We start from the raw sequence: 12194 nt of genomic DNA on the forward strand, positions 1-12194 counted from the left end.
GCGGGGGAGGCCCCCGGTGGTGACGCGCGGCGACGTCCGCTCGGCGCTGCTGGCGCCCCTCCGCCGACGGGGCACGACGGTGCTGCTGCCCGGCGAGTCGTTCGGGGTCGGGAACCTCGCCTACTTCTGGCTGCAGGCCCACGCCCGCCGGAGCCGCGGGGTGCCGACCGCGGTGCGCGCGACGCGGAGGACCGCGGAGTGGGCGGAGGTCTTCCCGCGGGTCCTCGAGGAGCTCGTGGTGCCCCCGGCGGAGATGTCGTTCTTCAGCCCCCGCGAGCTCGGGAGCGTCCACCAGGAGCTCGGCGTGGAGTTCACAGCGGACGAGCTGGCGGACTTCGTCGCGACGATGCTGCTCCCGCCCGGCGGCCCCTTCACCGCTCTGGTGGCGGCGGCGCGACCGGAGGCGGACCTCACCCTGAACATCCGGCGCGGCGACTACTACAGCGTCCCGGCCTTCCGCGGCCGCTACTCCTTCGACGTGGTCGAGTACGTCGACGCGGCGCTCGCCCTGGCCCGCGAGCGGGAGCCCGTGCGCAGCGTCCTGATCGTGTCGGACGACCTCGACTGGTGCCGGGTGAAGCTGGCCCGCGTCCTCGAGGGCCTCGAGGTGCGCTTCCCGGGGGCGGGGACGCCGGTGCCGCAGCAGCTCGCCCTGCTGGCCGCGTCCCGCCGCCTGGTGCTGACGAACTCGACCTTCTCGTACTGGGGCGCGCATCTCGGCGACCACGTGCACGGCGGCGCCGACGTGATCGCGCCGTGGTTCCACAGCCGCGCGTGGAACGGAGGGGCGGCGACGCAGCTCGACCCGCGCTGGCGGGTGGTCCGCGACCTCCCCGGCGGCTGGGACGGCTGACGCGGAGAGTCGGAGTCCGGCGGCTGCGCGGGGCTCGCGGGTACCGGCGGGGGCTGCGGGCGGGCGGCTCCGGGGGCGCGACCGGGCATGGACGGCTGCGGGCAGGCGGATGTGCGAGGACGGCTGCAGGGTCACGGCTCCGGGCTCTTGGCTCGGGGCCTCAGCGCAGGACGTGGCCCTCGACGTCGACGGGAGCCCGGGCGGTGAGGCGCTTCAGCCGCATCGCGGGGCGCTCGACCAGCAGCCAGCTCGCCCACGCGAGGGGGACCGTCGCCGCGACCGAGAGCGCGATGTACGCCCAGAGCGGCACGTCGGCTCCGGCTCCGACGATCGCCAGCGAGAGCAGCTGCTGCACGGGGAACGCGTAGATGTACATCCCGTAGGAGACGTCGTGGGTCGCGCCCACTCGACGCAGGGGGAGCCGGGCGCCGAGCGCGACCATCAGATAGGCGAGGGGGAGGCCGGCGAGCACGCGGTAGAGGCCGGTCGCGATCACGAGGACGAGCAGCACGGCCGCGACGGCGGTGAGCGCGCCCGTCAGGGGGAGGCGGTCGCGGTACAGGTGCACGAGCGCGCCGGCGAGGAAGTACCCGACGAGCGTCACCGTCTGGTTGAGGGGCGCCGGGAACGGGACGAGGTCCGTCGCGAGCACCGCCGCGACGAGGGTGAGGCCAGCGAATCCCGCGACCACGAGGGGGCGCACCCAGCGCGCGGGCGCCAGGGAGACGAGCAGGCCGATCACGACGTAGCTGACGAACTCGTAGAACAGGCTCCAGAGCGAGCCGTTCCACGCGCCCGGGTAGGGCACGGAGCCGAGCATCCCCGCGATGCCGTACTCCCGGATGTAGAGGGCCGCATTGGCGACCACGAAGCGCACCGCCCCGGCCGCGCTGTACTCGCCGGCTCCGAGGAGGAGCGACGCGAGCGGTGCGGCGACGAAGGCCACGACCAGGAGCGAGACGAGGAAGGCGGGATAGATGCGGAGGAAGCGCCGCCAGAGGAAGTCGACCAGGGATCGCGAGCGCAGCCGGCTCGCGGTGATCAGGAAGCCGGAGGTGGCGAAGAACCCGCCGACCGCCCAGGCGCCGAGGGTGGAGCCGCCGAACCCGGGGTCGTCGCCGTAGCCGCCGAGGGGGAAGGAGTGCGACACGATGACGAGGACCGCCAGCCCGAGCCGCAGGGCGTTGATGCTGTTCGACCGCTGGTCGAAGGCGGAGCCGACGGTCGGGCGCGTGCGCGGGCCTGGCGCGCGGGCGGGCGCGGCGGTGCGCCGGCCGTTCTCCTGGCGGGTCATGCGCACATCCTGCTGACCCCGGCCGCCGCCGTCGATCGGGCGTGGGACGCGCCGCGCTCCTCCCGGAGGGCCCGCGCGCCAGCAACGACGCGCGCTCCACCCCTGCGGACCCGCCGCGGAGCTGACGCGGACTGACGTGCGGCCTGCGGCTGACCCCTCTCCGCCCGGTCGTTCCTCCGTCGCCCTCTCCGCGAGACGCCGCTCCGGTAGTCGACACGCCGGAGCGGGTTCACCGGAGCGGGATCCCGCGGCGGGCGGTCGGATCACGCCGGTCGGATCGCGCCGGTCAGAGCAGCCCGTCCGTGAGATGGTCCGGCGTGCCGAAGCGGTGGGCCGTGATCGACACGGCCTGCTCGCGGAGGAACGGCAGCAGCTCCAGCCGGCCCGCCTCGGTCGCCGGGCCGGCGTAGACCGCGAGGTCGGGGCGCCCGCCCGTCACGGCCGTCACCGTCGCGGCGGACGCGCCCAGCAGGCGCACCCGTCCGGCGCCGTGGGCGCGCACCCGCGCCTCCCACGCCGCGTCGTCCTCGACCACGACGGCGCCGGCCGCCTCGTCGAGACCGGCGGCGAGCTGCGGAGGCAGCGCCACGGCGCTCGAGACGACCACCCGTGCCTGCGCGGTCGCCGCCGCGACGGCCACCCGCACGAGCGAGCCCAGCGGCTCCCCGGCGGCCAAACGCACCAGCACGGCGGAGTCGTAGGGCAGGCGGCGGAAGACGTTGCGCTCCGCCTCCAGCCCCGTCACGTCACGAGGAGCGCTCGCGGCCCGCGCCGCCGCGCAGCTGCGCGCCGTCCGTTCCACCGCGGCGTGCTCCTCCGCCGGGAGCTCCGCGCGCGACGCGGCGAGCAGGCGGGCGGCCGGTCCGACGACCGGAGCGGTCGCCTCCGACGACGCCGCGGTCCACGAGCCCAGGCCGAGCAGGTAGTCCGGCCCGCCCGCCTTGGTGCCCGGGCCGACCGCCGACTTCTTCCAGCCGCCGAACGGCTGGCGCTGCACGATCGCCCCGGTGATCCCGCGGTTCACGTAGAGGTTGCCCGCCTCGATCCCGTCGAGCCAGGTGCCGATCTCCTCCGGGTCGAGCGCGTGCAGGCCCGAGGTGAGCCCGTAGTCGACCTCGTTGACGATCGCGATCGCCTCGTCGAGGGTCGCCGCCGTCATGATCCCGAGGATCGGCCCGAAGTACTCGGTGCGGTGGAACTCGGAGCCGCGGCGCACGCCGTCGCGGACGCCGGGGCTCCACAGGCGTCCGGAGTCGTCGAGGCTCCGCGGCTGCAGCAGCCAGGTCTCACCGGCGCCGAGCCGGGTCAGGCCGCGCAGCAGCTTGCCGCCGGCGGGTTCGATCACCGGCCCCATCCGCGTCGCGGGGTCGGTCGGGTAGCCGACCGTGAGGGAGGAGACCGCGTCGAGCAGCTGCGCACGGAACCGCTTCGAGCGCGCGACGGAGCCGACCAGCACCACGAGCGAGGCTGCGGAGCACTTCTGGCCCGCGTGCCCGAAGGCGCTCGCCACGACGTCCTTCACCGCCAGGTCGAGGTCGGCCGAGGGGGTGACCACGATCGCGTTCTTGCCGCTCGTCTCGGCGAGTAGCGGGAGGTCGTTCCGGAAGGAGCGGAACAGCTCCGCCGTCTCGTAGGCGCCGGTGAGGATCACGCGGTCGACCTGCGGGGAGGCGATCAGGTCGCGCCCCAGCTCCTCCTCCGGCAGGCGGAGCAGGCGCAGGGCCTCGCGGGGCACGCCCGCCGCCCACAGCGCCTCGGCCACCACCGCGCCGCAGCGCGCGGTCGGTCCGGCGGGCTTGAGCACCACGGCGGAGCCGGCCGCGAGCGCCGCGAGGACGCCGCCGGCCGGGATCGCGACCGGGAAGTTCCACGGCGGAGCGACCAGGGTCAGCGCGGCCGGGTGGAAGCGGGCGCCGTCGACCGCGTCGAGCTCGAGGGCGCGCTCGGCGTAGTAGTGGGCGAAGTCCACGGCCTCCGAGACCTCGGGGTCGCCCTGGTCGAGGGTCTTGCCGCCCTCGGCCGCCATGACCTCGAGCAGCTCGGCGCGGCGCGCCTCCAGCTCGTCGCCGGCGCGGTGCAGGATGCGGGCGCGCTCCTCGGCCGGGACGTCGCTCCAGCCGCTGCCGCGGGCGCCGGAGAGCACCGACTCCAGCTCGTCGAGGGTGCCGATCGTGGCGGCCTCGATCGCGTCGGCGCCGGCCCGGGAGGAGGGGACGCGCGCGAGGATCGCCTGCGCCCACTCGCGGTTCGCGGCGACGGACGGGTCGGTGTCGGGGGTGCTGCGGAAGTCGCCCGGTCCCGGACGGCCGCTCGCGGCGAACCGGTCGGGCACGCGGTGCGCCGGGGGGACGGCCCCGTCGAGGGCGGCGACGGAGGCGCGGAACCGCTCCTCCTCCCGCGCGAAGAGCGCCGGGTCGGCCTCGAGCTCGAAGACGGCCGACATGAAGTTCTGGCTCGACGCGCCCTCCTCCAGCCGGCGGATCAGGTACGCGATCGCCACGTCGAACTCGGCCGGCGCGACGACCGGCGTGTAGAGCAGGAGCGAGCCGACCGTGCGGCGCACCGCCTCCGCCTGGCCCTGGGCCATGCCGAGGAGCATCTCGTACTCGATCCCCTCGCGGACGCCGCGGGTGCCGGCGAGCAGCCACGAGTACGCGACGTCGAAGAGGTTGTGCCCGGCGACGCCGACCCGCACGTTGCGGATCCGCTCCGGGTGCAGCGCGTAGTCGACGACGCGCTTGTAGTTCGTGTCGGAGTCCTGCTTGCTGCTCCAGGTCGCCAGCGGCCAGCCGTGGACCGAGGCCTCGACCTGCTCCATCGGCAGGTTCGCGCCCTTGACCAGGCGCACCTTGATGCCGGCGCCGCCGCGGGCCCGGCGGGCGGCGCTCCACTCCTGCAGGCGGATCATCGCCGAGAGCGCGTCCGGCAGGTAGGCCTGCAGCACGATGCCGGCCTCGAGGCCGAGGAACTCCGGCCGGTCGAGGATGCGGGTGAAGACCGCGATGGTGAGGTCGAGGTCCTTGTACTCCTCCATGTCGAGGTTGATGAACTTTTGCGGCGAGGACGCGGCGGCCCGGGCGAACAGCGGCGCCAGCTCCTCGACGATGTCGTCGACCGCGGCGTCGAAGGCCCACGGGTTGTGCGGGGCGGTGCTCGAGGAGACCTTGATCGAGACGTAGTCGACGTCGTCGCGGGCGAGGAGCCGGTGCGTCCCCTCCAGGCGGCGGTGGGCCTCCTCGCGGCCGAGGACGGCCTCGCCGAGCAGGTTCATGTTGAGCCGGACGCCGTCGCGGCGGATCGCGGCGATGGCCGGGCCCAGGCGCGAGTCGGTCGCGTCGATGATCAGGTGGCCGACCATCCGTCGCAGCACCCGGCGCGCGATCGGCACCACGACGTCCGGGAGGAGCGGCGCCAGGACGCCGCCGAGGGCGACCGCGCCGCGCATCGGAGCCGGGAGGAAGGACGGCACGCCGCCCGCGATCGCCTTCAGCGCCGCCGCCGCGACGCGGGTGTCCTCGGGGCGGACGACGCCGTCGACGAAGCCGACCGTGAAGTCCAGGCCGGCCGGGTCCTTCAGCACGCCCGCCAGCTGCGCCCCGGAGGCGTCGATCGGGATCGCGGACGCCTCGCGCAGCCAGCGCCGCACCAGCGCGACGCTCTCGTCGACCAGACGGGGATCGATCGAATCGGCGGACGGGCCGTCGGTGGCGGGGCCGGTGGCGGGAGCGGGGCTGGCGAGATCCGTCATGGTGCGGTCCTTCTGCTCTGAGAGGCGGTGCCTTCAGTATTCGACCGACTACCGTTGAGCAGAAGCGACCGTTCCTTACCGGTACCGGTCAGCTCAGCTGAACGATCGGAGAGACGCCGTGCTCGATGTCCGCCGCCTGGTCCTGCTCCGCGAGGTGGCCATCCGCGGCACTCTCGCCGCCGCGGCCGAGGCCCTCGCCTACAGTCCCTCCGCCGTCTCGCAGCAGCTCGCCGTGCTCGAGCGCGAGGCCGGCGTCGAGCTGCTGCGGAAGGCGGGCCGGCGCGTGCAGCTGACGCCCCAGGCCGAGATCCTGGTCGAGGCGGCCGGCGAGGTGATGGCCCTGCTCGAGCGGGCGGAGGCGGCGCTCGCGGCCTCGGGGGAGTCGGTGACCGGGCGGGTGCGCGTCGCGGTGTTCCAGTCGGCCGCGCTCGCGCTCATGCCGGGCGCGCTCCGGGCTGTCGCTGACCGCTTCCCGGAGGTGCGGATCGAGATGGTGCAGCGCGAGCCGGAGGGCGCTCTGCACGAGACGTCGTGGGCGCGGGAGTTCGACCTCGTCGTCGCCGAGCAGTACCCCGGCCACTCGACCTCCTGGCTGCCCGGACTGGTGCGCAGCGACCTGACGACCGACGCGATCCGCCTCGCCGTGAGCCGCGACTCCGCCGTCGTCGACCTCGCCTCGGCCCGCGACTCCGCCTGGGTGATGGAGCCGCGCGGCACCGCGAGCCGCCACTTCGCCGAGCAGACCTGCCGGGTCGCGGGCTTCGAGCCGGACGTCCGCTTCGAGACCGCCGACCTGCAGGCGCAGATCCGCCTCGCCGCCTCCGGCCACGCCGTCGCCCTGATGCCCGACCTGGTCTGGGCGGGCGAGGCGCCGGACTGCCGCCTCCTCGAGCTGCCCGGCACGCCCCGCCGCACGATCTTCACCGCCCAGCGCGAGGCGCAGCTGGCGTCGCCGGCCGTGCGGGTGTTCCGGGAGTGCCTGGCGGAGGTGGCGGGGCGGTTCGCGTGAGGCTGGGGGCGTGCGGGGGTGCGTGAGGCGGTGCGGTTCGGGTGAGCGGGGGCGTGTGGCGGTGCGGTTCGGGTGAGCGGGGGCGTGTGTGGCGGTGCGGTTCGCGTGAGCGGGGGGCGTGTGGCGGTGCGTGTGGCGGGGTGTTGCGCCGGTGTCCTGCGCGCGCCGCCCCGAGGACGGCGGGGATGTGCGGCGTCGGCTGCGGTGATCCCTCCCTCCACAGGAGGGCCTCACGCCGGTTCTCCACGGATGTGACGATCCGTCGCTTCCGTGTCGGTGGTCGCTGATTGAATACACGTATGCTGATGATCAGCAGGTCGACAGCAGCGGAGGCGGTGCTCAGCGAGGCGCGTGCTCGCGGCGACCGAGCCGCGGCGCTGGCCCGCTCGGCGTCCCCGCTGCTCCTGGCCGCGGCCGAGGAGCTGCACGCCGGGCACCGGGCCGCGCTCGAGCATCCGGAGTCGTTCGCCCGCGGCTCGGCGCCCCACGCGTCGAGCGACCTCGCCGAGCGGTCGATCCGCGCGGAGTTCGCGGTCGCCCTCGGAGTCTCCGAGCGGGTCGCCTCCCGCGAGCTCGACCACGCGCGCCTCCTCGTCGAGGACCTGCCGACCACCCGCGCCGCCCTCGCCGGGGCGCGCCTGCGGTGGGAGGCGGGCCAGGTCGTCTGCGCCGTCGCGGCCACCCTGCCTCCGGGCTCCCGCGCCGCGTTCGATACGCGGGCGGCCGAGCTCGCGGCCCGCACCACGCCGACCCAGCTGCGGCGCGCTCTGGCCCGACTGCGGGAGGAGCTCCACGAGCAGCCCCTCGCCGAGCGCCACCGACGTGCCCGCGAGGACCGCGCGGTCTGGCTGACCCCCGAGGTCGACGGCATGGCGACGCTCTGCGCCCTCCTCCCCGCCCCGGTCGCCGTGGGGGCGTACAGCCGCCTCGACCGGATCGCCCGGATCCTCCGCGACGCGGCGGAAGGGACGCCGCCGCTCGCCGCTGCGGAAGCGGGCTCCTGCGGAGCGGAGTCCAGCGAAACGACCGGAGCGGAGTCCGCCGGAATCACCGGTGCGGGCGCCGCAGGCGTGATCTCCGGAGCGGGCGACGAGCGGACCCTCGCCCAGCTGCGAGCCGACGCTCTGGCCGACCTCCTCTGCGAGGCGGACGTCATCGACACGGTGCCCGACTCGGTCGGTGCCGATCGGCCCGTTCCGACCCTCGTCACCGGCGTGCGCGCCGAGGTGCGGGTCACCCTGTCGGCGAGCACCGCGTCCGGCGCCGACGACGCCTCCGCCGAGCTCGACGGCTACGGCCCGATCCCCGCAGACGTCGCCCGGAGCCTCGTCCCCGCGACCGTCACCCGCGTGCTGACCGAGCCCCGGACGGGCGCCGTCCTCTCGGTCGGGCGCACACGCCGACTGCCGCACCGCGAGCTGCGGCTCCTCCTCCAGCTCCGCGACGTGATCTGCCGCTTCCCCGGCTGCACCCGCTCCGCCGCGAGCGCCGAGGCCGACCACGTCGTCGAGTGGCGAAACGGCGGCGGCACCGACCCCGGCAACCTCGCCAGCCTCTGCGTCGCCCACCACCACGTGCGGCACGGCGACCGCTGGACCTACGTCCTCCACCCCGACGGCACCGCCGACTGGACCACCCCCACCGGCCGCCGCATCACCACGCGCCCGCCGGGCCTCGAGGAACGGCTCCGTCCAGGCCCACCCGCGACCCCGAGGTTCGAGGACCGGCCGCCGCCGTTCTGACACGCTGCCGTTCTGACACGCTGCCGTGCTGCCGTGCTGCCGTGCTGCCGTGCTGCCGTGCTGCCGTGCTGCCGTGCTGCCGTGCACCCCTGAGGGAATCGGCTGTCGGGCGGGTTCGGCCCATGGCGCGGGTTCGCACTGGTGATCGGGCCGTGCTGTCGCTCGGGGGCGAGTGCTCAGCGCCCTCCCGCCGCGCCACTGCCGCTCGGATCTGCGCCTTCGCTCGGGTTCACGCGGCCGCCCCGCCGCACCACCGCCGTACCACCGCCGCTGAGGCGCGGACCGTCACCGGGGCCGCACCGTCGCCTGACGCCGTGCCGACACCAGGGCCGTGCCGCCGCCGTTCGCCATGCCGCCGTTCGGCCACCACGATGCAGCACCTCGGCTCCTCGGCACCTCGGCTCCTCGGCACCTCGGCAGCTCAGCGCGCGCCGAACCGCCGTCACGCGCCGTCGCGGCCCGCCGTTCGGGCAGCGCGACTCGGGACTGCGCTGGCGCCCCGCACCGCCCCACGGCTGATACGGCGGGGTGCGCAGTCCAGGCGCGCAGTCCGGGCACGCCCTCGCGGTCAGTCGGCGACGCGCAGGAGCACCTCGCCCGTCCTCCCGCCCCGCAGCCGCCCCGCAGCCGCGACGCTACGCCGCCAGGAAGCGGTCCGCCGTCCGCAGCGAGAGCGCCATCGTCGCGAGCGCCGGGTTCGCGATCAGCGCGCTCGGGAACACCGAGTTGTCGCACACCCAGAGGTTCGGCACGTCGAAGCTGCGGCCGTCCGCGTCGATCACGGCGTCGCCCGCGTCGGTGCCCATCCGCACGGTGCCGAGCGTGTGCGCCGTGCGCGCCATCACCCGCGTGCTCGTCGCGCCGGCCGCCTCCACGATCGCGGTCATCGTCCGGATCGCGTGCCGGTCGATCGCCTCCTCGTTGGCGCCCGCCGAGAACGTGATGCGCGCCTTCGGCACCCCGTGCTCGTCCAGCTCGTCGGTCAGCTCCAGCCGATTGCCGTCGGCGGGCAGGCACTCCGCGTTGATCCCGACGCCCGCCGCGAAGCGGTATCCGTCGAGCGCGTCCATCAGATCGCGGCCCCAGAGTCCCGCGCCGCGGGCGAGCGTCGTCGCGTAGGTCAGCGGCATCACTCCGAGACTCTGGATCAGGTAGCCGCCCGCGAAGTCCGCGTCGGCCGGGCGGACGGTGTCCTCGGTGATCACCGAGGAGGGGTAGCCGCGGTAACCGCGCATCTCGCTCTCGAAGGTGCCCCAGACCTGGGTCGCCCCGTGCGCCAGGAAGTTCCGGCCCACCTGCCCGCTGCTGTTCGCGATGCCGGTGTGCAGGAGGAGCCGGGGCGTCTCGACGCCGCCCGCGCAGAGGAACAGGGCGGAGCAGCGCTGCCGGTGCTCCACTCCGCCGCTCGTGTAGACCACGGCGCACACGCGTCCCGCGGCGTCCAGCTCGATCCCGTGCACGAACGAGTCGGCCCGGATCTCGGCACCGGCCCGCACCGCCTCCGGCAGGTAGGTCACGTCCATGCTCGTCTTCGCGCCGGTCCGGCAGCCCTGATGGCACTGGCCGCAGTTGACGCAGGAGGGCCGGCCGTCGTCCCGCGGGCCGCTGAGCACGGCGGCGGGCGCGTCGGTCGCGCGCATCCCGATCGCCGCGCAGCCGCGCAGCATCATGTCGGCCGAGGCGTTCCGCGCGAGCGGGCCCTGCAGGTAGCGGCGCGACGGGTCCCACGGGTACTCGGCCGGGCCCGCCACTCCGATCGTCGCCTCCACCTTCTCGATGTACGCGGTGAGCTCGGCGTGCCCGATCGGCCAGTCGCGGCCGACGCCGGAGTCGCTCCGGAGCCGCAGGTCGCGCGGGTCGGGGCGGGGCGTGAACGCTCCCCAGTGCAGCGTCGAGCCGCCGACCCCGCGGCCGCTGTTGTTCTGCCCGAAGGCGGTGGGGGTCTCGCCTCCGCTGAGGCGCTCCTCCATCCAGTTGATCTCGACGGCCGCCGTCTCGTCGGCGGTGTGGCCGAGCGGATCTAAGTGCGGCCCGGCCTCGAGGGCGACGACCCGCAGCCCTCGAGCGGCGAGCACCGAGAGCAGGGGCGCTCCGCCTGCCCCGGTGCCGATCACGACGGCGTCGACCGTCTCGTCGAGCGGGAAGCGGCGCATGCCGGTCGTGTTCATCGGTGACTCCTCGTCGTCGGTTCCCAGGTCTCGCGGTCGTCGGCGCCGAGCAGGCGGAAGCCCGTCACGAGCGGCAGCGTGTCGCCGCCGCTGGCGTAGCCGTCGTAGCCGATCCGCGCCATCGACGCGGGGTGCGCCAGCCACTGCTTCACGAGGTCGACGCGGCAGTCCTCGAACCAGGCGGTCAGCTGCTCGGCACCGAGCCCGCCGGCCGAGCGGTCGCCGAGCTCCGCGGAGCCGTCGGCGATCGCGGTGAGGCGCGCGTCCTGCTCGGCGGGGCCGAGGCCGGCGAAGCCCCGGAGGGTGTCGAGCGCCAGACCGTAGGCGATCGGGTCGGCCGGCAGGTCGGCGTTGCGCCAGCCGTCGCCCTCGCCGTTCGCGAGCTGCGTGTCCACCCGTGCGGCCAGGTCGATCCGGCCGCCCTCCTGCGGGACGACCCGGTCGGCGATCGCGCGCAGCTCCGCGAGCTGGGCGACGGTCAGGGCGCGCGGCGCGTACTCCGGGTCGTCGGCGAGCGCGCGCACGGCCAGCAGCCCGCGCACCCGCGTGGAGGTGCGGGCGGAGGCGATGGCTGCGCCGACGTCGGCCGGGACCGACGGCGCCGTGCCGGCCTCCTCCCAGAACCGGCGGATCGCCGCGGCCACCTCGACCGGGCGCTCGAACGGCAGCAGGTGGCCCGCCCCGGCGAGCGTGAGCAGCCGGGCGCGGGAGTAGAGGGAGCCGTTGAGGCGGCGCTGCGCGTCGGCGCCGAGGTCGCCGTCCTCTCCGCCCGCGATCAGGAGCGCGGGCACGGCCCCGAGGGCGGCCTCTCCGGTGCGGTCCTCGCGGCTGCCGTGCTCGAGCCAGTCGCGCCAGCCCTCGGGGGAGTAGCGGCGCAGCTCGGCCAGCACCTCCGCGTCGGCGTCGGCGGGCAGCGGCGAGCCGACGTTCTGGTCGACGAACTCGCGCGCCTGCGCCTCGTCGAGGTGCCCGTCGTCGACCCAGCCGAGCATGGTCGAGCGGCGCTCCTCCTCCATCGGCTCGGGCGAGAGCGGCGACCCGGCGAGGAGCACGACGCCCGCGAGCCCGAACAGGCCCGAGCGGCCGGTGACCGTGCGGGAGGCCACGAGCGAGGCGATCTTCCCGCCCATGCTGTGCCCGAGGAGCAGCCAGCGGGAGGAGCCGTGCTCGCGGATCCGGCGGATCGTGGCAGCGGTCATCTCCTCGAGCGAGGTCCCGGATCCACCGGGCAGGTCGAGCGCGACGAGGTCCGCGACGTCGGCGAGCTCGCGGCCGAGCGCGTCGAAGGCGCGGCCGTCGAGCCCGAGTCCGGGCAGGGCGAAGAGGGTGGGGCGGGGGCTGGTGGACACGGGCGTCCTGTCGGATCGGCCGCGCCACGGC

General features: G+C 75.4%; 7 protein-coding genes. 3 read left to right on the forward strand and 4 right to left on the reverse strand.

The annotated features are described in order from the left end of the window. Window positions 1-16 precede the first annotated feature (16 nt). Window positions 17-853, forward strand: a complete 837-nt coding sequence (locus C5C57_RS13335) for an alpha-1,2-fucosyltransferase (RefSeq protein ID WP_104247954.1) — start codon at window positions 17-19, stop codon at window positions 851-853. A 160-nt stretch (window positions 854-1013) separates the two neighbouring features. Here C5C57_RS13335 and C5C57_RS13340 read toward each other — a convergent pair whose 3' ends face one another. Beyond that, window positions 1014-2147 carry an acyltransferase gene (locus C5C57_RS13340; RefSeq protein ID WP_104247955.1) on the reverse strand — a complete coding sequence of 378 codons (1134 nt, stop codon included), beginning with the start codon at window positions 2145-2147 and terminating at the stop codon, window positions 1014-1016. Window positions 2148-2433: 286 nt separating this feature from the next. Next, window positions 2434-5895: a bifunctional proline dehydrogenase/L-glutamate gamma-semialdehyde dehydrogenase gene (locus C5C57_RS13345; protein WP_104247956.1), complete on the reverse strand. Its 3462-nt coding sequence runs from the start codon at window positions 5893-5895 to the stop codon at window positions 2434-2436. Between the two features lie 118 nt (window positions 5896-6013). On the opposite strand from C5C57_RS13345, the gene C5C57_RS13350 reads away from it, so the two are divergent. Further along, a complete protein-coding gene (locus C5C57_RS13350) occupies window positions 6014-6904 on the forward strand; it encodes a LysR family transcriptional regulator (RefSeq protein ID WP_104261769.1) in 891 nt (296 codons plus the stop codon). 305 nt (window positions 6905-7209) lie between these two features. Then, the gene (locus tag C5C57_RS13355; RefSeq protein ID WP_181027243.1) at window positions 7210-8646 is read left to right on the forward strand and encodes an HNH endonuclease signature motif containing protein; all 1437 of its coding nucleotides are present in this window, start codon (window positions 7210-7212) and stop codon (window positions 8644-8646) included. 635 nt (window positions 8647-9281) lie between these two features. Here the strand turns inward: C5C57_RS13355 and C5C57_RS13360 are convergent. Further along, window positions 9282-10814, reverse strand: a complete 1533-nt coding sequence (locus C5C57_RS13360; RefSeq protein WP_104297714.1) for a GMC family oxidoreductase — start codon at window positions 10812-10814, stop codon at window positions 9282-9284. Beyond that, a partial coding sequence (locus C5C57_RS13365) for an alpha/beta hydrolase (protein ID WP_219827757.1) occupies window positions 10811-12194 on the reverse strand: 1384 nt, incomplete at its 5' end. The genes C5C57_RS13360 and C5C57_RS13365, both read right to left, overlap by 4 nt.

The sequence above is a fragment of the Rathayibacter sp. AY1C5 genome (assembly GCF_002931705.1).
Lineage (GTDB): Bacteria > Actinomycetota > Actinomycetes > Actinomycetales > Microbacteriaceae > Rathayibacter.